This window comes from Polaribacter gochangensis, from assembly GCF_046224025.1.
Classification (GTDB): domain Bacteria; phylum Bacteroidota; class Bacteroidia; order Flavobacteriales; family Flavobacteriaceae; genus Polaribacter; species Polaribacter gochangensis.
The window spans coordinates 1-23,187 of sequence record NZ_JBJXRF010000004.1 but is presented as its reverse complement, the minus strand read 5'-3'; the positions used below and the strand labels follow the sequence as shown (position 1 = coordinate 23,187).

At 31.4% G+C, this 23,187-nt stretch carries 24 protein-coding genes; 15 read left to right on the top strand and 9 right to left on the bottom strand.

Annotated elements, in window-relative coordinates; genetic code table 11:
- Positions 1-21 precede the first annotated feature (21 nt).
- From gldG to ACEWL1_RS10465, 5 genes are read right to left on the bottom strand one after another with little or no spacing between them, the layout of a single operon-like run.
- Positions 22-1,662: a gliding motility-associated ABC transporter substrate-binding protein GldG gene (gene gldG / locus ACEWL1_RS10485; protein WP_409233258.1), complete on the bottom strand. Its 1,641-nt coding sequence runs from the start codon at positions 1,660-1,662 to the stop codon at positions 22-24.
- A complete protein-coding gene (gene gldF, locus ACEWL1_RS10480) occupies positions 1,655-2,374 on the bottom strand; it encodes a gliding motility-associated ABC transporter permease subunit GldF (protein ID WP_409233257.1) in 720 nt (239 codons plus the stop codon). The genes gldG and gldF overlap by 8 nt, the downstream gene beginning before the upstream one ends.
- A 1-nt stretch (position 2,375) precedes the next feature.
- Positions 2,376-2,912: a GNAT family N-acetyltransferase gene (locus ACEWL1_RS10475; RefSeq protein WP_409233256.1), complete on the bottom strand. Its 537-nt coding sequence runs from the start codon at positions 2,910-2,912 to the stop codon at positions 2,376-2,378.
- A 38-nt stretch (positions 2,913-2,950) separates the two neighbouring features.
- A complete protein-coding gene (locus tag ACEWL1_RS10470) occupies positions 2,951-3,247 on the bottom strand; it encodes a putative quinol monooxygenase (protein WP_409233255.1) in 297 nt (98 codons plus the stop codon).
- Positions 3,248-3,264: 17 nt separating this feature from the next.
- A complete protein-coding gene (locus ACEWL1_RS10465) occupies positions 3,265-4,095 on the bottom strand; it encodes an SAM hydrolase/SAM-dependent halogenase family protein (protein ID WP_347173751.1) in 831 nt (276 codons plus the stop codon).
- A gap of 244 nt (positions 4,096-4,339) precedes the next feature.
- Between ACEWL1_RS10465 and ACEWL1_RS10460 the strand changes: the two genes are divergently transcribed.
- From ACEWL1_RS10460 to ACEWL1_RS10440, 5 genes are all read left to right on the top strand, one after another.
- The gene (locus ACEWL1_RS10460; RefSeq protein WP_409233254.1) at positions 4,340-5,287 is read left to right on the top strand and encodes a PhoH family protein; all 948 of its coding nucleotides are present in this window, start codon (positions 4,340-4,342) and stop codon (positions 5,285-5,287) included.
- A 62-nt stretch (positions 5,288-5,349) separates the two neighbouring features.
- Positions 5,350-6,303, top strand: a complete 954-nt coding sequence (locus tag ACEWL1_RS10455) for a phosphoribosylaminoimidazolesuccinocarboxamide synthase (RefSeq protein WP_409233253.1) — start codon at positions 5,350-5,352, stop codon at positions 6,301-6,303.
- 123 nt (positions 6,304-6,426) lie between these two features.
- Complete coding sequence (fabV, locus tag ACEWL1_RS10450) at positions 6,427-7,614, top strand: enoyl-ACP reductase FabV (RefSeq protein WP_409233252.1); 1,188 nt, start codon at positions 6,427-6,429, stop codon at positions 7,612-7,614.
- Positions 7,615-8,415 carry an endonuclease/exonuclease/phosphatase family protein gene (locus tag ACEWL1_RS10445; RefSeq protein ID WP_409233251.1) on the top strand — a complete coding sequence of 267 codons (801 nt, stop codon included), beginning with the start codon at positions 7,615-7,617 and terminating at the stop codon, positions 8,413-8,415.
- Positions 8,416-8,892 (top strand): hypothetical protein, encoded by a 477-nt coding sequence (locus ACEWL1_RS10440; protein WP_409233250.1) that lies wholly within the window; start codon positions 8,416-8,418, stop codon positions 8,890-8,892.
- On the opposite strand, the gene ACEWL1_RS10435 is transcribed toward ACEWL1_RS10440, so the two are convergent.
- A complete protein-coding gene (locus ACEWL1_RS10435; RefSeq protein ID WP_409233249.1) occupies positions 8,889-9,668 on the bottom strand; it encodes a sulfite exporter TauE/SafE family protein in 780 nt (259 codons plus the stop codon). The two genes, ACEWL1_RS10440 and ACEWL1_RS10435, sit on opposite strands and share 4 nt — an antisense overlap.
- A gap of 50 nt (positions 9,669-9,718) precedes the next feature.
- On the opposite strand from ACEWL1_RS10435, the gene acs reads away from it, so the two are divergent.
- The 9 genes from acs (at position 9,719) to ACEWL1_RS10390 (ending at position 19,333) form a co-directional block, all read left to right on the top strand.
- Positions 9,719-11,629 (top strand): acetate--CoA ligase, encoded by a 1,911-nt coding sequence (gene acs, locus ACEWL1_RS10430; RefSeq protein ID WP_409233358.1) that lies wholly within the window; start codon positions 9,719-9,721, stop codon positions 11,627-11,629.
- Between the two features lie 158 nt (positions 11,630-11,787).
- Complete coding sequence (locus ACEWL1_RS10425) at positions 11,788-13,554, top strand: ABC transporter ATP-binding protein (RefSeq protein ID WP_409233248.1); 1,767 nt, start codon at positions 11,788-11,790, stop codon at positions 13,552-13,554.
- A gap of 51 nt (positions 13,555-13,605) precedes the next feature.
- Entirely contained in the window at positions 13,606-14,349 is a 744-nt protein-coding gene (locus ACEWL1_RS10420; protein WP_409233247.1) for a hypothetical protein, read from the top strand.
- Between the two features lie 78 nt (positions 14,350-14,427).
- Positions 14,428-15,528, top strand: a complete 1,101-nt coding sequence (locus ACEWL1_RS10415) for a sensor histidine kinase (RefSeq protein ID WP_409233246.1) — start codon at positions 14,428-14,430, stop codon at positions 15,526-15,528.
- A 3-nt stretch (positions 15,529-15,531) separates the two neighbouring features.
- Entirely contained in the window at positions 15,532-16,857 is a 1,326-nt protein-coding gene (locus ACEWL1_RS10410) for a sigma-54-dependent transcriptional regulator (protein ID WP_409233245.1), read from the top strand.
- Positions 16,858-17,031: 174 nt separating this feature from the next.
- Entirely contained in the window at positions 17,032-17,223 is a 192-nt protein-coding gene (locus ACEWL1_RS10405; protein WP_409233244.1) for a hypothetical protein, read from the top strand.
- 8 nt (positions 17,224-17,231) lie between these two features.
- A complete protein-coding gene (locus ACEWL1_RS10400) occupies positions 17,232-18,527 on the top strand; it encodes a Glu/Leu/Phe/Val family dehydrogenase (RefSeq protein WP_409233243.1) in 1,296 nt (431 codons plus the stop codon).
- Between the two features lie 14 nt (positions 18,528-18,541).
- Complete coding sequence (locus tag ACEWL1_RS10395) at positions 18,542-18,931, top strand: GreA/GreB family elongation factor (RefSeq protein ID WP_409233242.1); 390 nt, start codon at positions 18,542-18,544, stop codon at positions 18,929-18,931.
- Positions 18,932-18,952: 21 nt separating this feature from the next.
- On the top strand, positions 18,953-19,333 hold the full coding sequence (locus tag ACEWL1_RS10390) for a hypothetical protein (RefSeq protein WP_409233241.1): 381 nt from the start codon (positions 18,953-18,955) through the stop codon (positions 19,331-19,333).
- Positions 19,334-19,353: 20 nt separating this feature from the next.
- On the opposite strand, the gene ACEWL1_RS10385 is transcribed toward ACEWL1_RS10390, so the two are convergent.
- Genes ACEWL1_RS10385 through ACEWL1_RS10375 form a run of 3 tightly spaced genes read right to left on the bottom strand, consistent with a single transcriptional unit; the run spans position 19,354 to position 22,148 of the window.
- Positions 19,354-19,890 carry an NUDIX hydrolase gene (locus ACEWL1_RS10385; protein WP_409233240.1) on the bottom strand — a complete coding sequence of 179 codons (537 nt, stop codon included), beginning with the start codon at positions 19,888-19,890 and terminating at the stop codon, positions 19,354-19,356.
- A gap of 9 nt (positions 19,891-19,899) precedes the next feature.
- The gene (locus tag ACEWL1_RS10380; protein WP_409233239.1) at positions 19,900-21,057 is read right to left on the bottom strand and encodes an aminotransferase class V-fold PLP-dependent enzyme; all 1,158 of its coding nucleotides are present in this window, start codon (positions 21,055-21,057) and stop codon (positions 19,900-19,902) included.
- Positions 21,058-21,059: 2 nt separating this feature from the next.
- Positions 21,060-22,148 (bottom strand): M42 family metallopeptidase, encoded by a 1,089-nt coding sequence (locus ACEWL1_RS10375; protein ID WP_409233238.1) that lies wholly within the window; start codon positions 22,146-22,148, stop codon positions 21,060-21,062.
- Between the two features lie 165 nt (positions 22,149-22,313).
- Between ACEWL1_RS10375 and ACEWL1_RS10370 the strand changes: the two genes are divergently transcribed.
- Positions 22,314-23,015: a DUF4294 domain-containing protein gene (locus tag ACEWL1_RS10370; RefSeq protein ID WP_409233237.1), complete on the top strand. Its 702-nt coding sequence runs from the start codon at positions 22,314-22,316 to the stop codon at positions 23,013-23,015.
- Positions 23,016-23,187 lie beyond the last annotated feature (172 nt).

Below are 23,187 nucleotides of genomic sequence, written 5' to 3'. Positions count from 1 at the left end.
TTGTTTGTTACAATTTAACTTTTAAGTGTATTTCCTTTTTCTTAAATAATTAAATACAAAACCAAAGATAGCTAATAAAAGTAAAGGTAAAAGAACATTAAAAAATTGCCAATAAGAACGTTCTTGAAAAGCTTTTTGTTTGTCAAGTAAATTAATTTTTAGTGATTTATTTCTCAGGTTGATTAAGCCATCATCATCCAGTAAATAATCTACTGTGTTTAATAAAAATTCTTTGTTTCCAAAGGTTTCTTGCGTCCATTTATCGGTTGATAAATCGTAGGGTTGATTTTTTAAAATTTGATTTTTTGCAATATCTCCATCTGCAATAACAACCATTTTGTTTGCAGTACTTTGCTCTTTGTAAAGCGATGTTTTAAAAGGTTTTATTCTGTTTTTGTAAGCAGAGTTAAATTTGCCTTCCAACAACACAGCAGTTAATTGTTTCCCGCTTTTATATTCGTTTGGATTTTGTTCATCAGCAATCGTTTTTAAATCTACAAAATTTGGTGTTCCTAATTTTCCAGACAATAAAGATGTTGCCAATAAAGGCGTTTTTTTGATGTTGTTTTTTAAGGTGTCAATCTGAGTAGTAAATTGCAAACGTACAGGGCGAATATTCTTTGTAATTGGATGATCTGCATTTCCGTTTACCAACGGATGAAAAACCCAAGGTAAATATTGAAACTGCGTTTGATTGCCAACATTTCCGGTTGCTAACGGAATTTTTGCTGCATAAGAATCTTTAATAATTGTTGTGTTAATTCTTACTCCGTAGGCAAATAATAAATCGGTTAAATTCAAATCCCTCGGGTACGCAAGCATTTTTCCTGTTTGCAATAAACTGTCTTGATCTGCTTGTACATTGTCAATCATCCACAACGTTTTTCCTCCATTTGTTATAAACTGATCGAGCGTTAATTTTTCTTCATCAGAAAATTTAATGGTTGGTTTTGCAATAATTGCCAAATCAAAACTCGATAAATCTTTTAATGTTTTTTGTGGATTTGTCAACACAGAATCTAAGGTAAATTTCGCCAAACTATATTTGGTGGCAACATCTTTTAAAAAGCTATATAAATAAACATCTTCTAGCTGACCATTTCCAGAAAGTACTGCAATTTTTTGTTTGTTTTTTCGGTTGATATTATTAATGGCGCTTGCAAAGGAAAACTCTAAACTTTCTATGGCATTTTGCAATTGTTCGTCTTGCGAATTAGCGTTTGAGCTCGGTAATAAATTCACCAAATTAGCTTTATTTTGATAAGATATTTCTGCCCAAGGAAATATAATAGCTTCCGATAGTTTTCCGTCTTCCTCAACAGTTAATCTACTCGGAATCAATCCTTTTTTTATTAACTCTTCTCTAAAAGTATCTGGGTTGATAAACTGAATTCTGATGTTAGAATTTACTGCTCTTAGTTCTTCTAAAAACTGTTTTGTTTCAATTTGCAAACGCTTAAACTCCGAAGGAAAATCACCTTCTAAATACACTTTTACATTTAAAACCTTATCAACAGATTTAATGATTGAAGTTGTTGTGTTTGTTAACGTGTAGCGTTTGTCTTGTGTTAAATCAAATCGTTTGTAAAATTGATTTCCTAAAAAATTAATCAACAGTAAACCAAGTACTAATTTTGCAATAAATTTTAAATTCTTAGACATTACGTAACTGGTTTTTAGTTAGTAATAAAAAGAAAACACTGACAGAAATAAAGTACAAAACATCTCTGGTGTCAATAACTCCACGACTGATACTTTTAAAATGTTCATTGATTCCTAATAACTGAATGGTATAACTATTGGATGGAAAGATTCCTGAAATGGCATCAAATCCGTAGAATAAAAAGAAAGTTATAAAAACGCCTAAAATAAATGCAACAATCTGATTTTTAGAAAAAGTTGATGTAAACAATCCTATAGAAGTGTATGTTGCTGCTAAAAACAACAAACCAATGTACGAACCAATGGTGCTTCCTAAATCGATATTTCCAATGGGATTTCCTAACTGAATTATTGTATACACATAAGTTAATGTTGGTGCTAAAGCAACTACGATTAATAGGAGCGATGCGGTAAATTTACCCAACACAATTTGCCAATCTGTAATTGGTTTTGTGCGCAACGTTTCTATGGTTCCAGCATTTAATTCGTCAGCAAAACTCTTCATGGTTATTGCCGGAATTAAGAATAATAAAATCCAAGGTGCTAATAAAAAGAAGCTGTTTAAATCGGCAAAACCAGCATTTAAAATATTGGTGTCGTCTTTGAAAACCCATAAAAACAATCCGTTTACCAACAAGAAAACTCCGATTACTAAATAAGCAATTGGCGAAGCAAAAAATAAATTGAATTCTTTTCTAAGGATTGGAGACATATTATTGATTTAATTCGAGACGAAAAATACGATTATTTTCAAAACCTTCGTCTCTTCTTTCTGGTTGAAAAACAAAACAGTGTTTCTCTAACAACGCTATAGAAGCGATATTATTTTGATGCGTAAATGCTTCAATTGTTTTTAATTGCATTGTTGTTTTTCCAAATTCAATTACAGCTTCCATCGCTTCATTCATCAACCCTTTTTGATGAAATATTGGGTGTAATTCGTACCCAATTTCTGCATAATCATTTTTTAAGGAAATATTGTGATACACAATTGTTCCGATTACTTGTTTGGTTTCGTTGAGTTCCATTACCCAAAAAATACGATTTTCTTTTTTGAATTCTTGATGACAAACAGCAATAAAATCTGCTGCTTCTTCAAGAGTTTTTGGTGTTTTTCTAGAGATAAATTTGTTAATTTCTTTGTTTGAACGCAATTTAAAAATCACATCAGCATCATCAGTATTTAATTGACGTAACGATAAACGTTCTGTGTTAATTTCTGGAAAAACTGTAAAAGAAAATGACTTCATTAATAACTGTTCATTCTTAATTGATAACTGAAAATTGTTTACGGTAAACTCACCGTTTTATCAACACTCCAAGCTTCTGGTTTTATATTGAATAATGCTTTGGTTTTTGCCCAAACAACTTTAAATAAATCAGAATTTCTGTAGTTTTCTAAATCTTGTTCGGTTTCCCAATAACTATAGGTAAAGAAAATGGTTGGGTCCTTTTTATCGCGATACAATTCTAATAACTGACAACCTTTATTGCTTCTTATTTTCTCTTTTTTGTTCTCAAAAATGTCTAAAAATGCGGCTACATTTTCTTCATGAAATCCCATTTTTACAATTCTAACAAACATTTTTATTTCTTAAAAGATTAATAAAATTCTACCATTACAGTATCTCTGTAATCCAATCCTAATAAAGAAGAAGCACCACCAACAGTATTTAAATTACTTCTGTAAATGGCAATTTCTAAGAATCCGGCAGAATTAAAAATAGCCAATCTATTGCCATCGTAATGATTTCTATTTTCATCAATTTCGTAATTGATAATTTCGTTGTATTTTTTGTTGATTTTATCAAAAGTATAACGTCTTGCAATTACTTTGTAGTTTCTTCCTTTTCCAATATCAGAAAATAATTTTTCGCTGATATTACTGATGACATTTCCGTAGTTATCAATATAAATAACACTACCAATAATTTGAGTTTCATTAGCATTGATTTTAGGCTGAATTTCAGTCATTTTTTTATAGGTCTGAATTTCTTTTCCGATGACACCTAGACTTCCGCCACGAGCGATAAAACAAGCAACTTGAACAAAAACATCTAACACAGGAAAACTGCTTTCTACACGATCGTGAATGTTAATTTCTACAATTTGTGTTGGATTAATTTCTGATGCAATCATGGAAATGATTCCGTTATCTGGACAAATAAAATAATGATTGTCTAGCAAGATTGCAATGTGCTTATTTTCTGTACTCAATTCTGCATCTACACCAACAATATGAATGCTTTTTTCGGGAAAACTTTTATAAGAATTTTTTAAAATATATGCTGTTTCTGTAATGCTAAAAGGAGAAATTTCGTGCGTAATATCAACAATTCTAGCATCCGGCAATTCTGTGTAGATAGCACCTTTTACAGCACCTACAAAATGATCTTTAGTTCCGAAATCTGTTGTTAAAGTTATTAAAGACATGTAAAAATCACCTGTTAATGAGTTTAAAAAGAGCATTTAAGCGAACTACTTAAACACAGTTTAAAATTGTCATTCCCGTGAAAAAGGGAATCTAAAAAAAAACATAAAAATTTTACACAAAGCTAATCAATTCTAAAATTTTATCCGTAATTTTCTTGTATAAAAAGTAGATAGATTTTATCTCATTTTATTTTATGTAATTAATTTCAATTTACAGATTGTTAACCTATTAAAATAGAATCATTTGACAGAACGAATTGTTGAGCTAACAGACATCAATCCAAAAGATTTTTTTGGAACTCAAAACAGCACCATTGCACACTTAAAAAAACACTTTCCAAAAATTAAAATTGTTGCTAGAGGTAATAATTTAAAAATTTTCGGAGAATCAGAAATTTTAAACGAGTTTGAAAAACGGATGGAAATGCTGATGAAGTATTTTAATAAGTACAATAAATTAGACGAAAATAGTATTGAACGCATTTTAACATCTACAGGAAAAGAAGAAAGAACAGATGTAAAAGCAAAAGAGGTTTTGGTGCATGGCGTAAGTGGTAAATTGATAAAAGCGCAAACTGAAAATCAACGTAAAATGGTTTCGTTAATGCAGAAAAACGACATGCTTTTTGCTGTTGGTCCGGCCGGAACAGGAAAAACTTATACAGCAGTTGCTTTGGCTGTAAAAGCATTAAAAGAAAAAGAAGTTCGCAGAATCATTTTAACAAGGCCAGCTGTAGAATCTGGAGAGAATTTAGGGTTTTTACCTGGAGATTTAAAAGAAAAATTAGATCCGTACATGCAACCTTTATACGATGCTTTACGTGATATGATTCCCCATGAAAGATTAGAGTCATATTTAGAAAAAGGAGTGATACAAATTGCACCATTGGCATTTATGCGTGGAAGAACATTAGACAATGCATTTGTTATTTTAGATGAAGCACAAAACACCACGCACAATCAAATGAAAATGTTTTTAACCAGAATGGGAAAGCATGCCAAGTTTGTGATTAATGGTGATCCTGGGCAAATTGACTTGCCAAGAAAACAAGTTTCTGGTTTAAAAGAATCGTTGTTGGCATTAAAAGATATTGATGGAATAGCACAAGTGTATTTAGATGATAAAGATGTAATTCGTCATCGATTGGTAAAAAGTATTATCAAAGCATATAAAAGTATAGAAACGGAATAGTTTTTTGTTGTTCATAAAAAGTCTTTAGTTTACTTTTGCAGGCAACAACAACACAACAATTAATGAATACAATTAACGAAACCAACTTTAATTTCCCGAAACAGAAATCTGTGTACAAAGGAAAAGTAAGAGAAGTTTATAATATAAATGACGAAGTATTGGTGATGATTGCTTCCGATAGATTGTCAGCTTTTGATGTAATTCTTCCACGTCAAATTCCGTTTAAAGGACAAATTTTAAATCAGATTGCAACAAAAATGATGCACGAAACTGCTGATATTGTTCCAAATTGGTTGGTGGCAACTCCAGATGAAAACGTAGCAATTGGTCACTTATGTTCACCTTTTAAAGTAGAAATGGTTATTCGTGGATATTTATCTGGTCATGCAGCAAGAGAATACAAAGCAGGTAAAAGAATGCTTTGCGGAGTAATAATGCCAGAAGGTTTGAAAGAAAATGACAAATTCCCGATGCCAATTATAACACCATCAACAAAAGCAGACAATGGCGAACATGATGAAGACATTTCTCGTGAAGACATTTTGGCCAACAATATTGTTTCTGAAGAAGATTATTTGGTTTTAGAAGATTATACACGTAAATTGTTTGCCAGAGGAACAGAAATTGCTGCACAGCGCGGTTTAATTTTGGTGGATACAAAATACGAATTTGGAAAAACAAAAGAAGGTAAAATTGTATTGATTGATGAAATTCACACGCCAGATTCTTCTCGTTATTTTTATGCTGATGGATATGAAGCACGTCAAGAAAAAGGTGAAAATCAAAAACAGCTATCTAAAGAATTTGTAAGACAGTGGTTGATAGAGAATGGATTTCAAGGAAAAGATGGCCAGCAAATTCCAGCAATGTCTGATGAGAAAATTTTAGAAATATCAAATCGATATATAGAATTGTATGAGCAAATTACAGGTGAAACATTTGTAAAAGCAACTACAGAAAATGTATTAGAAAGAATTAATAAAAATGTAACGGAGTTTTTAACTCCAAACAAATAACAGGTTTGTCATTCCGAATGAAGAATGAGGAGGAATCTCATATTTGAAACCTCTTTTTTGAGATTTCTCCTAACGTCTAAAATGACAACTTGAATCAAAATAAAAACATAAAACAACCAAATTATGATCATAGAACCAAGAACAAGAGGATTTATTTGTTTAACTGCACACCCTACAGGTTGTGAGCAAAACGTAATCAATCAAATTGACTATGTAAAATCAAAAGGAAAAATTAAAGGCGCAAAAAAAGTGTTGGTGATTGGTTCATCAACAGGATTTGGGTTGGCATCTAGAATTTCTAGTGCTTTTGGATCTGAAGCAGCTACAATTGGAGTGTATTTTGACAAACCTTCATCACCAGGGAAAACAGGTTCTGCTGGTTATTACAATACTGCAGCTTTTGAAAAACACGCTCATGCAGCAGGTTTGTATGCAAAAAGTATCAATGGCGATGCGTTTTCTAACGAAATCAAACGTCAGACTTTAGACATGATCAAAAATGATTTAGGTCAAGTTGATTTGGTAATTTATAGTGTTGCATCACCGGTAAGAACACATCCAGACACTGGAGTTCGTTACAAATCTGTTTTGAAGCCAATTGGTGGTGTTTTTTCAAACAAAACAGTAGATTTTCATACAGGAAATGTAACAGAAGTTTCTATCAATCCTGCCGAGGGAGATGATATTGCAAATACCGTTGCAGTTATGGGTGGCCAAGACTGGAAAATGTGGATGGATGCTCTAAAAGCTGAAAATTTATTGTCTGAAGGCGCAACAACTGTTGCCTATTCTTATATTGGACCAAAATTGACAGAAGCGGTTTATAGAAAAGGTACTATTGGCGCAGCAAAAGATCATTTAGAAGCTACCGCTTTTACAATTTCTGATGATTTAAAATCAATTGGAGGAAAAGCATTTGTTTCTGTAAATAAAGCATTGGTTACACAAGCCAGTTCTGCAATTCCTGTGATCCCTCTTTATATCTCTTTGTTGTATAAAACTATGAAATCAAAAGGAATTCATGAAGGATGCATTGAGCAAATTCAACGATTATATAGTGAACGTTTGTTTGGTGGTGATTTAAATCTTGACGCTAGAGGAAGAATACGAATTGATGATTGGGAAATGCGTGAAGACGTTCAAGCAGAAGTTGATAAATTATGGCAAATTGCAACTACAGAAAATTTATCTGAAATAGGAGATTTAAAAGGATATAGTGATGATTTCTTTAATTTATTCGGATTTAAAGTTGATGGAGTAGATTATGATGCTGATGTAAACGAAATGGTAGAAATTCCTAGTGAACATTAAATGTTGAGGAAATTTAAATTCATACCATTTTTAATTATTTTTCTTTTTTCAGGTACACTTTTTGCTCAAAAAAAAGGTATAGAAAAAGTAACTGTAAAAGTGTTGAGTTTTAATATTCTTCATGGAAAAACGACTAACGGAAGTTTTGATTTAGATATTATCGCCAACGTCATTAAAAAAGCAGATGCCGATTTTGTTTCCTTACAAGAAGTAGATTTTAAAACCAACAGAGCCAAGAAATACGATTTGCCAACAGAGTTGGGTTATCGTACAAAAATGGCGTCAATTTTTGGTAGAGCCATGTATTATGATGGAGGCGAATATGGAGAAGGCGTTTTGTCTAAATATTCATTTTTGTCAACCAGAAATGTTGCGTTGCCTTACACAAAAGGAAATGAGCCAAGAGCTGCTTTAGAAATTACTACGGTGTTAAAATCTGGTGACACCATTTCATTTATCGGAACTCATTTAGATCATTTAAAAGAAGATACAGATAGAGTCTCACAAGCAACAGCTATTAATAAAGTGTTTTCTGATAATAAATATCCAACAATTTTAACTGGAGATTTAAACGATACGCCAAATAGTAGAACCATCAATATTTTAGAATCTTTTTGGAAAGCTTCCTATAATAAATCGAATCCATTATTGACTTTTCCTTCTGATAAACCCATTAAAAAAATTGATTACGTGATGTATTATCCAAAGAGCAAATGGAAAGTACTTTCGAAAGAAACTATTTGCGACACCATTGCTTCAGATCATTGTGCATATTTGGTGACTTTAGAATTACAGAAATAGATGAAAGCGGTAACGGTAAAAAAAATCAAAGATGAATTGAGTTATAAAAACTCAAAAGAATTGATTGAGCTATGTTTGCGTTTATCAAAATTTAAAAAAGAGAACAAAGAATTACTAACGTATTTATTGTTCGAATCTTCTAATGAAGAAAATTATATAGAAAGCGTTAAAGAACAGATTGACGATTTGTTTGAACAAATTAATACCAATAGTTATTTTTACATCAGAAAAAGCGTTCGAAAAATTTTAACCCTGACAAAAAAGTTTATTCGGTATTCTCAAAATAAAGAAACAGAAGTAGAATTGTTGATGTATTTCTGTCAGAAATTAAAGACTTTTAGACCATCAATAAATAAAAGTCCAAGACTTACAAATACCTTTGAAAGACAAGTAATATTAATTCAGAAAGCAGTTGGCTCTTTACACGAAGATTTACAATACGATTATCAGCAAGAAATTGAAGAATTACGTTCTTAAAATAAATATTTCCATAAAATTCTTATACTTACAAAGGCAATCAAAATAGCGGTTGCCTTTTTTAATTGAATTGGCTGTAAGAATTTAGAGCTAAATCTACTACCAATTTGTCCGCCAATAAAAACGGTAATTAGTAAAACTATTGTTAGATTCCAATCAATTGTAAACTCCGGATTTACATATTGTCCGCCCAAACCAGCGATAGAATTTACCAAAATAAACAAACTTGCTGTTGCAGCAATTTTTTTTGGAGAGTCCCAATTGGTTAAGTGCAATAATGGCGCTAGGAAAATTCCGCCTCCAATTCCGACCATTCCAGAAATAAAACCGATAAACCCACCATAACCAGCATTTTTTGAAAGATTTAGTTTTGTTTTTTCTTCTTCGGATGCTACAATTTTTTTAGAAATCCACATCGTAATTGCTGCAAATAACAAGGTAAAACCCAATAATATAAAAAAGAAGGTTTGACTGATTTTTAAATATCCGCCAATAAATGCAAAAGGGATGCTACATAAAACAAGGGGAACTACCTTTTTAAAATTGTATGTTTTTTGTTGATGAAAATAAAATACGTTTCCAATAACGACAACAATGTTGCATAACAAAGCTGTTGCTCTAATTTGTGTAAAAGCCAAACCTGTTAATGCCAACACCGCTAAATAGCTAGAGCCGCCACCAAAGCCAACTGAAGAATACAACATCGCGATTGTAAAAAACAATAAAACAATATGCCAATTTGTATTTATAACAGATAAAACTTCTTGAAAATTCATAAAGCAAATATAATTTTCTATTTTTAGATTGTCTAAAGAATAATAAAACAATAATGAGTAATTATCATATCAAGCATTTAGAAGAATATTATCAAGTTTATAGAAAATCGATTCGAGAACCAGAAAATTTTTGGGAAGAAATTGCAGAAGAACATTTTTTATGGAGAAAAAAATGGGACACCGTTTTAAGTTGGGATTTTTCTAAACCAAAAGTTGCATGGTTTAAAGGAGCAAAATTAAACATTACAGAAAATTGTATTGACAGACATTTAGCAACTCGTGGAGATAAAACGGCAATTATTTTTGAACCAAACAACCCAGATGAAGCAGCAGAACACATCAGTTATAGACAATTGTATGAACGTGTAAATCAGTTTGCAAATGTGCTGAAAAGTAAAGGGGTTCAAAAAGGAGATCGTGTTTGTATTTATGTTCCGATGATTCCAGAATTAGCAATTTCAACCTTGGCTTGTGCCAGAATTGGCGCCATACATTCAGTAGTTTTTGCAGGATTTTCATCCAAAGCATTATCAACAAGAATAAATGATTCTAATTGTAAAATGGTTATTACTGCTGATGGATCTTATCGTGGTGCAAAAACAATCGACTTAAAAGGAATTGTAGATGAAGCATTAGAAAGTTGTCTTGGAGTAGAAAATGTGTTGGTTGCAAAACGTATCAATTCTGATATTTTGATGAAAGAAGGAAGAGATTTTTGGTTACAACCTTTATTGGACAATGCATCTAAAGAAGGAAAAGCCGAGGTGATGGACGCTGAAGATCCGCTATTTATTTTGTACACTTCTGGCTCTACAGGAATGCCAAAAGGAATGGTTCATACAACTGCCGGTTATATGGTGTATACCGCGTATACATTTAAAAATGCTTTTCAATATACAGAGAACGATGTGTATTGGTGTACAGCAGATATTGGTTGGATTACTGGACATTCTTATATAGTGTATGGACCGTTAGCAAATGGAGCAACAACAGTTTTATTTGAAGGCGTTCCTCATTACCCAGATTTTGGACGTTTTTGGAAAATTATAGAAAAGCATCAAGTAAATCAGTTTTATACAGCGCCAACTGCAATTAGAGCGCTGGCAAAACAAGGAACTGAATTGGTTGATAAATATGATTTATCATCCTTAAAAGTGTTGGGTTCGGTTGGTGAACCGATTAATGAAGAAGCTTGGCATTGGTATAATGACAATATTGGTAAAAAGAAAAGTCCGATTATAGATACTTGGTGGCAAACAGAAACGGGCGGAATTATGATTACTCCGATTCCGTATGTAACACCAACAAAACCAACGTATGCAACATTGCCTTTTATCGGAATTCAACCTGCGTTGATGGATGAAAATGGCGATGAATTAAAAGGAAATCAAGTTGAAGGACGTTTATGTGTTAAATTTCCTTGGCCAGGAATGGCAAGAACAATTTGGGGAAATCACAAGCGCTATAAAGAAACCTATTTTTCAGCTTTTGATAATATGTATTTTACAGGTGATGGCGCTTTGCGAGACGAAGTTGGTTATTACAGAATTACAGGTAGAGTAGATGATGTAATTATTGTTTCTGGACATAATTTAGGAACGGCACCAATTGAAGATGCCATTAACGAACATCCTGCAGTTGCAGAAAGTGCCATTGTTGGTTTTCCGCATGATGTAAAAGGAAATGCATTGTATGGTTATGTGATTTTAAAAGATGTTGGAGAAACGAGAGATCATAATAATTTACGAAAAGAAATCAACCAAATAATTACAGAACACATTGGTCCGATTGCAAAATTAGACAAGATTCAGTTTACAGATGGATTGCCAAAAACACGTTCTGGGAAAATAATGCGTAGAATTTTACGAAAAATTGCACACAATGAAATGGATAATTTAGGAGATATTTCTACCTTATTAAATCCGGATGTTGTGCAAAGTATTATTGATAAAAGATTGTAAAAAAGTTTTAATTTCTAAAAAGCTCCTTTAAAGGAGCTTTTATTTGAAATTGATTACTTAACATCAAGAAAAACAATTTTGTAAATGTGTCATGTTCATAGTTCGTGGCATGTATATTGACAAATAAGAACGTACACTTTAAGAACATAAAAACATACATGCAGCACTATAGCAAATCATCAGAAAAGAAAAAGAAACCTAAAGTTTCTATGGGGAAAGCCTTTAAAACAATTATTTGGCCAAGAAGAAATTTAGTTTTTATTGGATTGATTTTAATCGTTATAAAGAGTCTTTCAGGTTTAATTTTACCTTGGCAAAGTAAAATATTACTAGATGACGTGGTTCCAAATAAAGATTTTGATAAATTATATTCACTTTTAGGAATTGTAATAATCGCTATTGTATTACAAGCTATAACCTCCTTTTTATTAACCCGAATTTTAAGTGTACAAGCGCAATATTTAATATCTGAACTTAGAGCACAGGTACAAAAGAAAGTGTTGTCTTTGCCCATTAGTTTTTTTGATAACACAAAATCTGGAGCTTTGGTTTCTAGAATAATGAGTGATGTTGAAGGTGTTCGGAATTTAATAGGAACAGGTCTGGTGCAGTTAGTTGGAGGTACCATTACAGCGGTTATTTCATTGATAATTTTAATCAATTTAAATCCGTGGATGACATTATTTGTTTTTCTACCAATTTCTATTTTTGGTTTGGTAGCATTAAAAGCATTCAAATTTATACGTCCGATTTTTAGAACTCGTGGAAAAATAAATGCAGAGGTAAAAGGAAGATTAACAGAAACATTAGCAGGTGTAAGAGTGATAAAAGCATTTAATGCTGAAGAACAAGAAAATAAAGTTTTTGAAACTGGAGTTGAAAAATTGTTTCAAAACGTGAAAAAAAGCTTGACGGCAACCGCAATTATGACCAGTTCATCAACATTTTTAATAGGTGTTGCAACAACTGGAATTATGGGAATTGGAGGTTATTATATGATCAATGACAGTATGACTTCTGGTGAGTTTTTATTTTTCACTTTGATTCTTGGTTTTATGATTGCGCCAATTGTACAAATGAGTAATATTGGAAGTCAATTAACAGAAGCCTTAGCAGGTTTAGACAGAACTGAAGAATTGATGAATATGGAAGCAGAAGAAGATGATGAAAACAGAACAATTGAATTAGAAAGTATTGAAGGAAAATTGGTTTTTGATGATGTTTCGTTTTCTTATGAAGAAGGAAAAGAAGTTATAAATAATATTAGTTTTGTTGTTCCAAAAGGAACTGTTACCGCTTTGGTTGGGAGTTCTGGTTCAGGAAAATCTACTATTGCAGGATTGTCTGCTACATTTTTAAATCCGAAATCGGGGAAAGTAACTATTGACAATAATGACATGTCAAAAGTAAAGTTAAATAGTTATAGAAAACATTTAGGCGTTGTTTTGCAAGATGAATTTTTATTTGAAGGAACGATCAAAGAGAACATTTTATTTCCGAGACCAAATGCCACAGAAGATGAATTACAAAATGCTGTAGAAGCGGCTTATGTTAATGAATTTACAGATCGTTTTGAAGATGGTTTAGATACGTTAATTGGAGAAAGAGGTGTCAAACTTTCTGGAGGACAACGTCAGCGTTTGGCAATTGCAAGAGCAATTTTAGCGAATCCTAAAATTATTATTTTAGATGAAGCAACTTCTAGTTTAGATACAGAAAGTGAAGCGTTGATTCAGAAAAGTTTATCGGAATTGATAAAAGACAGAACCACGATTGTGATTGCACACAGATTGAGTACCATTAAACAAGCAGATCAAATTTTAGTGATTGAAGCTGGTGAAATTGCGGAACGTGGAACTCATGATGAACTGATAGAAAAAGAAGGTAGATATTTTGAATTGTATACATATCAATCGAAAATCTAAAAAGTGTAAGTATTTATTTAGATTTTCGACTTTGATTTAAAACCATAACTAATGAAGAAAATACTCGTATTATTTATTATTGCAACAATTTTAGTTTCATGTAAAAATGAACCAAAGAACGAAGTGAAAAATGAAAATTATCCAAATGAATTAGCAAACGTTTTTGAAAAACATGGCGGAATTGAAGCTTGGAGAAAAGCTAAAACGTTGTCATTTAACAAAGGAGAAGAGGTGCATACAACTGATTTACAATCTCGAAAAATAGCTATTAATACGCCAAATTATTCGTTAGGTTTTGATGGGAAAGAAGTTTGGTTAACTCAAAAAGATTCAACTTCTTTTAAAGGAAATAAAGATTTTTATTACAATTTGTATTTCTATTTTTATGCAATGCCTTTCGTATTAGCGGATGATGGAATTTTGTATGAAAAAACTACAGATTTAGTATTTGAAGGGAAAAGTTATCCCGGATTTAAAATTTCATATAAAGCGAATGTTGGTTCATCACCAGATGATAATTATCTTATTTATTACAACAAAGATACTTATCAAATGGAATGGTTGGCATATACAGTAACGTTTAGTTCTAAAAAACCATCAGAAAAATACAGCATCATTAGATATGACAATTGGAATTCTGTAAACGGATTGTTGTTGCCAAAATCGATAACGTGGTACAAACAAGATAGTCTTGGCGTTCCAACTGAGCCTAAAAGAGCTGCAACAGAATTTACGTTACCACTAATAAGTAACTCAAAAATATCAGATGCTTTTTTCGAAAAGCCTACAAAATAGTGTTTCATTTATTAAATAGTACTCTTCATAGATATTTAGTATTTCAGAACTTCTATATTTACAAAACCTTTTAAAGAGATGGATCAAAACACATCAACTGAAGATAAATTAAATGAGAGGATTAAAGAATTAACTTGTTTGTATAATGTGAGTTCGTTAATTAGAAATGGAGACTTTACTGATGAAGAAGTTATCTTAAAAGGAATTGCAACCAATGTAAAATCAGCAGTAAGGTTTCCAAAAGCAGCTTTTGTAGAAATAGAAACCAAAGAATATAACATTGCAAAAGGCCAACAAAACTTAGAAGCTATTTTTATTTTGTCTGCAATAAAAGTATTTGGTGAAGTTTTTGGCTCTATAAAAGTCGGTTATCCAAAATTAGAATTTTCTCAGAATGCTTTTTTAAAAGAAGAAAAATTATTGCTAAATAAAATAGCTTCTGAAATAGGAGATCTTTTTGAACGCAAACAGATAAAGGAAAAAGAAATTCTTTCTAAAAGACAAATGGAACGTGTAGATAGATTGTCTATTTTAGGTGAAATTACAGCCGGAATTGCACATGAACTAAATACACCTTTGGCTAATATTTTAGGTTTCACAGAACTACTAAAAGAACGATTTAAAGAGGATAAAGTTGGTGCAAAAGATTTACAGAAAGTAATAAATAGCGCCATTTATTCTAGAGAAGTTGTAAAAAAATTAATGTTTTTTTCTTGCGAAATGCCACAAGAGATGGAAGTGATAAACTGTGTTCCTGTAATTACGGAGGCAATTAGTTTGTTGGGACCAAATTTTAGAAAAAAGAATATTCAATGCAAATTCGATTTTAATAAAGAAAATATTGAATTAAAAGTTGATAAAATTCAATTGACTCAGGTCATTTTTAACCTAGTGATTAATGCCATTTATTTTTCACCTTTACAGGGTAAGATTGGCATTTCTGTTGTAGAAAAAAATAAAAACATACAATTGCAAATTTCAGACGAAGGTGTCGGAATTGCAAAAGCATCTACAGACAATATTTTCAACCCTTTTTATACAACAAAACCAGTCGGAGAAGGCTCTGGTCTTGGTTTAAGTGTTGTTCATGGAATTGTAAAAAGCCATAGAGGAACTATAAAATACAAGCCAAATAAACCTAAAGGAACTATTTTTATAATAAGTTTTCCAAAAAAATAAACAATGTTACATAAAGAAAACATTTTAATTGTTGATGATGATATTCATATACTTGAACTTATTCAACGTCATTTGCAATCTTTAAATTACCATACATATAAAGCCATTTCTGTAAAAGAGGCATTACAGATACTTAAAGATCAATCGATCGATTTATTAATTACAGATTTACAAATGCCAGGAGTAGATGGTTTAGAATTGATAAAATATGCGTCAGAACATTTTCCGAACATTCAGAAATTAGTAGTTACAGGTTTTCCTTCTATTGATGGAGCGCTAGAAGTAATGAAATCTGGCGCAGTAGATTACATTACAAAACCTTTTACAAAAGATGAATTAAAGACAGCAGTTTTAAAATCTTTAGAAAACCCTGTAAAAGTTGCAAGACCAATTAAAATTGATAAAAAGGCGGTAAAAAAATCTTATGGAGAATTGATTGGGAATTCACCAGCAATTGAGAAGGTTACAGATATTATTGAACGATTGAAAGATAATAAAGCAACGGTTTTTATTTCTGGAGAAAGCGGAACAGGAAAAGAATTGGTAGCGCGTTCGATACATTATATGGGAAAATTCTCTAACGCGCCTTTTATTGCTGTTAATTGTGGGGCAATACCAGAAAATTTATTAGAGTCAGAATTGTTTGGGTATGTAAAAGGTGCTTTTACAGGAGCAGATTCAAACAGATCAGGATTTTTTCAAGCTGCTGATAAAGGAACTTTATTTTTAGATGAAATAGGAAATGCTTCATTAGCTGCTCAGTTGCGTTTGCTTAGAGTTTTACAAGAAAAGGAAGTGGTAAGGGTTGGTACTCAAAAAGTAGAAAGAGTAGACGTTCGTGTTATTGCAGCTACCAATATCAACTTACAAGAATTGATTAAAAAAGGAAGATTTAGAGAAGATTTATATTATAGATTAACCGTTGTACAAATAGATGTACCCACATTAGCAGAACGACTGTCTGACATTCCGTTACTAGTAGAAAAATTTCTTTTTAAATACGGAATCGAATACAAAGATAAGTTCTTAAAAATAAGTTCAGAAGCTATAGAGATTCTACAAAGATATCATTGGCCTGGAAATATCAGAGAATTAGAGAATGTAATTCAACGTGCAGTAATTATGTGCGATAAATCTGTAGAAGTAGAACACCTACCGGAATATGTAAAATACCAAATAGATTTTTCTAAAACAGAAGAATTAATCTCTTTAAAAGAGCTTGAAAAAAACTACATCATTAAAGTTTTAGCAGCCACAGGAAATAACAAAACAAAAGCTGCTGAAATTCTTCAAATTGATAGAAAAACGCTTCGAGAAAAATTAAAATAAAGAACGAGTAGAAATGCATCAGTTGGGTAGTAATTACCCAATTAAAATTTTAACAACTCTTAGTTTTATTCTGTATTTACTTAATAACCACCCGCTTATGCATTTGTTTTATTTAGGGTGTTTTTTTGGTACGCCTGTTGCAAATGGAGATACCATATTCAAATATTATAATTTATGGACACTTACAAAAGAAGTTTATGTAGTACTTGTATTCATCTTAACGCTTGCACTTTAACATCAAATAAAGTTTTTATTTGGTCTTGTAGCGAATTTGAACAAGAAGAAGAATCAGAAAACAAAACGTCTACAACAATAATTAATGATTTTAATGCAATCAAAAGCAAAAGAGAATTAGAACTTATTTAATTTAAAAAATGAACGTAACAGCAGAATTAAAACAAAAAAAGGAACCAAAACAAGGGATGTTGTACAATGTGATGCAACAATTTGATGCAGCATCAGATTTGGTAAACTTAAACCCGAATATTAAAAAAATATTAGGAATAACAAATAATGAGTTAATCATACACTTTCCTGTTCGTATGGATAATGGTGATGTAGAAATCTTTAAAGGATATCGTGTACAACACAACAATGCACTTGGCCCTTATAAAGGAGGTTTAAGATATCATCCAACAATTGATATTGATGCTGTAAAGGCATTAGCTATGTGGATGACTTGGAAAACTTCTTTAACTGGTTTGCCTTATGGTGGAGCAAAAGGAGGAATTCAAATGGATCCTAAAAAATATTCTGAATCTGAACTTGAGCGTATTACAAGACGTTTTACTTTTGCTTTAGGAGACAATATTGGACCAGAACACGATATTCCTGCTCCAGATGTAAATACCAATGCTCAAACAATGGCTTGGATTGCAGATACATATATGTCTACAAAAGCTCCAGCAGAAAGATCAAGAAATCAGCATGTTGTTACTGGAAAGCCAATTGGATCGGGAGGTTTAGAAGGTAGAGATAGAGCAACAGGTTATGGAGTGTTTTTAAATATAAAATTTTGGGCAGAACAAAAAAACGTTAACCTTAAAGACAAGAAATTTATTGTTCAAGGATTTGGAAATGTTGGTTTTTGGGCAGCTCACTTTTTAGAAAAAGAAGGCGCAAAAATGGTTGGAGTTCAAGATGCATTTGGTTCTATTACAAATCCTGAAGGAATTAAGGTAAACGACTTATCAGAATATGTGAAATTTAATAACGGAAGTTTAGTTGGGTTTACAAATACAGCAGAAGTTAATAAAGAAGATTTCTTTGGTTTAGATTGCGATATCTGTATTCCTGCAGCTTTAGGAAATCAAATTACTAAAGACAATGCATCAAAAATAAAAGCATTTTTAATTGCAGAAGGAGCAAACGGGCCAACAACCAATGAGGCTGAAAATTTATTATTAGAAAGAGGAGTTTCTATTATTCCTGATATTTTATGTAATTCTGGTGGTGTTATTGGGAGTTATTTTGAGTGGTTACAAAATAGAAACGGAGAATTGTGGGAGCTTGATGAAATTATGGCAAAACTTGATAAAAAAATGAGAGAAGTTTTTATCAAAGTATTAAATATGTCGGAAAGCAGAAAGTTAGATATGAGATCAGCTGCATATGTAATTGCAATTGAGCGAATAGAAAGAGCTTATGTTCAACGTGGAATTTTTCCATAAATAAAATTAGGGAAATGAAATATGAAAAGTTAGTGATTGAAAAAAAAGAGTTTCTAGTACTTAAACAACTTTTAAATATTGAGGAACAACAAAAGGAAACTACCGTTAAAAATCATATTTTAAAACTAAGAGAAGAGTTAAAAGAAGCGATTTTTCTAGATGAAGAAGAAATGCATACTGATGTAGTTCGTTTTAATTCTTTAGTTACTGTGAGTTCAGAAGATAGTAATTGGAAAAATACTTTTCAGCTTGTAGTGCCATCAAAAAGCAACATTGCCGAAAAGAAAATATCAATACTGATGCCAATGGGCTCTGCTGTTATGGGATATGCAAAAGGAGACGTAATACAATGGGAGTTTCCAGGAGGAATAAAATCTTTAGAGATTTTAGATGTTAAAATGTAGTCGAATATTAAAATTAATACTATGCAATCAAATACTTATACAGATTATGATTCTGAAACACAGATTATTCAGAGTAGAAGTTTTAGAGAGTTAGATGTGTGGATTTCTCATGTTAATTATGTGACAGAAGAATGTGATAAGTTGGCTAAAATAGCCTCTAACTTAATAAAAAACAGAAATTTAAGAGACAAGTTATTATTAATGATTGAAAAAAATTCTGAATTGATAACTCAACTTTATAACGCTAGAAATGAAACAGAGAAGCTAAATGAATGTGATGATGTAGCTTGTGATTTGTATTATTTAAATGAGCATGAAAGTACAAGATTTTTGTATTTAGAGCATATCAAAGGTTATAGAAAGTTAAAAGAGAAGGTTTTATTAAGTCTGTTAACTGAGTAAAATTTATTGTGTAATTATTTTCACTTAGTTTTTAATTGATCATAAATAAAATCGTAATAATTTCTGAAATTAGGCACCATAAAACTTCCATGTTTTGTGGTGTCTTTTAATATAGAAGCATCAAACAATTGCAAATCATCAACTTCACCAACTTGCATTGTTAATTCTGATAATTTCTTATTTAATTTATATATATAAAGATGCTTAAACTCGTTGTCTAATATTCCGTTTGGATGCACGATCTCATCTTTTCGCAAGCCAATTTTTATTAAATCAGCTTCTTTAATCGATATTCCAATTTCTTCTTTAATTTCTCTAACTGCAGCAGTTTCTATTTTTTCTCCTGCTCCGATATGTCCGGCAACAGAAACATCCCAAAGATTTGGAAAAACTTTTTTTACAGAAGCTCTTTTTTGAAGTAGAATTTTTTGATTGTCTGTATACAGCCAAACATGTACAGTTGCATGATACAACCCTTTTAGGTGTGCTTCTGATTTTAAAACAGTTGTACCAGTTGGTTTTCCTTCTGAAGTTAAAACATCTATAAGTTCATCCAAAATAGTAGGTTATAAAGTTGATAAAATACAGTCAGATAAAGCTTTTAAATCCGCAGAAGTATTAAATAAATGACAAGAAACGCGAATGTAGTTTCCTCTAAATGAAACAAAAACATTGTTTTTAGCAAGTGTTTCTTTTAAGGTTGATTTATTAATCTTCTCCGGAATTTGAATTCCAAATAAATGATGTGCTCTAGCATTCGAATTTTCAATAACACAACCATTTTCTGTAACTGTTTTTGTAAAATCGAAAGTAATTTCTTTACAATATTCTTGTATTGCTTTTGGCGTCCATTCTATAATTTGTTGAAGTGCTGCAATTTGCATTTGGACATAAATAAAACTGGCATGCTCACCAACAGAATACCTATTTGCTAACGGTTTGTATTTGGGTTCGTAATTAATTAAATCACTTAGATTTTCGCTATTAAAACGATTCGACCAGTTTTCTTCAATGGGTTCTCCATCATCAAAATATTTTCCAAAATAAGCATAACCACATCCATAAGGGCCAAAGAGCCATTTGTAGCCTGCGCAAATTAACGCGTCTGGCTGAATTTCTTTTATAGAGAATTTCATTGCGCCAATAGATTGACTCCCATCAACAATTAAAAGTGCATTGTGTTCTGTAGTTTTTTTTCTGATTGCCTTTAGATCGAAAATGGTTCCGTTTGCCCAATGAATATTTCCTAGAGCAATAAAAGCGGTGTTATCGTTGATGGTATCTAAAATGGCTTCATTCCAATTGTTGCCATTATTCTTTTGAGTTGTTGGCTGTTTTACAATTTTAATGGTTGCATTATATTTTGTGGCTAGTTTTTCCCACACATAATAATTACTAGGAAATTGCTCTTCGACAAGTACAATTTCATCACCTTTTTTTAACTTGATATTGTTTGCAACTGTTGCCATTCCGTATGAAACAGAAGGAATATTTGCTATTCTATTATAATCATCAGCATCAATAAGTTGTGCAAATAATTTTTTAAGTTTGATTACTGGGTCAAAAAAATCTGTAACCGGAATTAGATATGGTTTACTTTTTTCTTTAACAGCTTTTATTCCTGCTTCTTCAACAGACTTGAAAGAAGCAGAAAGGCTAGCGGTATTTAAATAATGAATTCCTTTAGGAATATCGAACAAGTGTTTTTGATCTAGTAAACTCATACTTATTCAAAATAAGAAAACGTTTCTCCGTCTTTAATTTTTAACAAGGTTTCATAAATCATTTTAATTACATTTTCAACATCATCTCTATGAACCATTTCTACAGTTGTGTGCATATAACGAAGCGGCAATGAAATCAATGCAGATGCAACTCCGCCATTGCTATAAGCAAAAGCGTCAGTGTCTGTTCCGGTTGCTCTAGATAAAGCAGAACGTTGAAACGGAATCTTATTTTCTTCTGCAGTTGCTGTAATTAAATCACGTAATTTTTGTTGAACTGCTGGCGCATATGCAACAACTGGCCCTTTTCCTAATTGTAAATAACCAGCTTTTTTAACATCAATCATTGGAGTTGTGGTGTCGTGTGTAACATCAGTAACAATAGCAACATTTGGTTGAATTGTATTGGTTATCATTTCTGCACCGCGCAAACCAATTTCTTCTTGAACAGAATTAGTAATATACAACCCAAATGGCAAGGTTTTTTTGTTCTCTTTTAATAAACGAGCAACTTCTGCAATCATAAATCCGCCCATTCGATTATCTAGCGCTCTACAAACAAACTTATCTCCGTTTAAAATATGAAATTCATCCGGATAGGTTATTACACAACCAACATGAATTCCTAATGCTTCTACTTCTTTTCTTGTAGCACAACCAGTATCGATAAAAATATTTTCTGGTTTTGGAGCTTCTTCTTTAGCTTTATCTCTGGTGTGAATTGCTGGCCAACCAAAAACCCCTTTTACAATTCCGTTTTTGGTATGAATATTTACAATTTTACTAGGTGCAATTTGATGATCTGATCCTCCGTTTCTAATCACGTAGATTAATCCATTATCAGAAATATAATTTACATACCAAGAAATTTCATCTGCATGCCCTTCAATAACTACTTTAAATTTTGCATCTGGATTGATAACTCCAACTGCTGTTCCGTATGTATCTGTAATAAATTCATCAACATACGGTTTTAGATAATCCATCCAAATTTTTTGACCTTCCCATTCGTAACCAGTAGGAGCAGCGTTGTTTAAATATTTTTCTAAAAATGAAATTGATTTTTTATTTAAGATTGATTTTTTTGCCATTATATTTTCTCTTTTTTGTAAAAATAATAGGATTTTTATTTAATGAAGTATAAATATGGAGAAACTTAGCTCATTATCATTGATTTTTTAATTCTCTTAACAATTAAAGAGGATTTAATCCTGTCATTTTGTAATATATTTGCAGTTATAAATAAGGTAGATGTTTTGAAAATTTTTGCATATATATATATAGTGTTGTTTTCTGTTACTTCTTTCGGGCAGAAAAAAGATTCTATCCCATTATCAGAAAAATACATTTTAATTAAAATCGGAGATACATTAACAATTGATTTAGATGAGGTAAAACTATTGCCGAAAACTAAGTTCAAGAGTAGAGAAGACATTAATTACTACTACTGGTTTAGGAAAAAAGTTTTTAAAGCCTATCCTTTTGCTATTCTTGCCTCTAAAAGACTGGATACATTAAACGTAAGATTGAGTAAAATAAAAGGGAATAGAAATAAGAAAAAATACATTAAAATTATTCAGCGTTATTTAGAAGGTGAATTTACCGAGCAACTAAAAAGTATGACAAGAACTGAAGGGAGAATTTTAATTAAATTAATTCATCGACAAACAGGTAGAACAACATACGATCAGATAAAGGATTTAAGAAGTGGCTGGAGAGCATTTTGGTACAATACAACTGCCAACCTTTTTAAGATGTCTTTAAAATCAGAATATCATCCAGAAACTATTAATGAAGATTATTTAATTGAAGATATTTTACAAAGAGCCTTTATTAAAGAATTATTAATTGAACAAGAGCCTAAATTAAAAATAGACTTAGATAAGATGTATCTTGTTTTTAAAGGGTATGTTGATGTAGAAGAATATAAAAGAATGTTTGCGAAAGCAAAAAAATAAAGCCTAATCAGTGGTAAATATAAGTTAGTTTAAAAATTTTTTATTTTTTTTTGTTTGTTAAGTATTGGGTTTATAGAGTTTTAAGTTTTGGTTTTAAAAAAAGATTGGATTAGGTATTGTGAGGTTTAAAAAGGGGTGTATATTTGCAGCCGCTAAGGGATAAGTTTGGTCT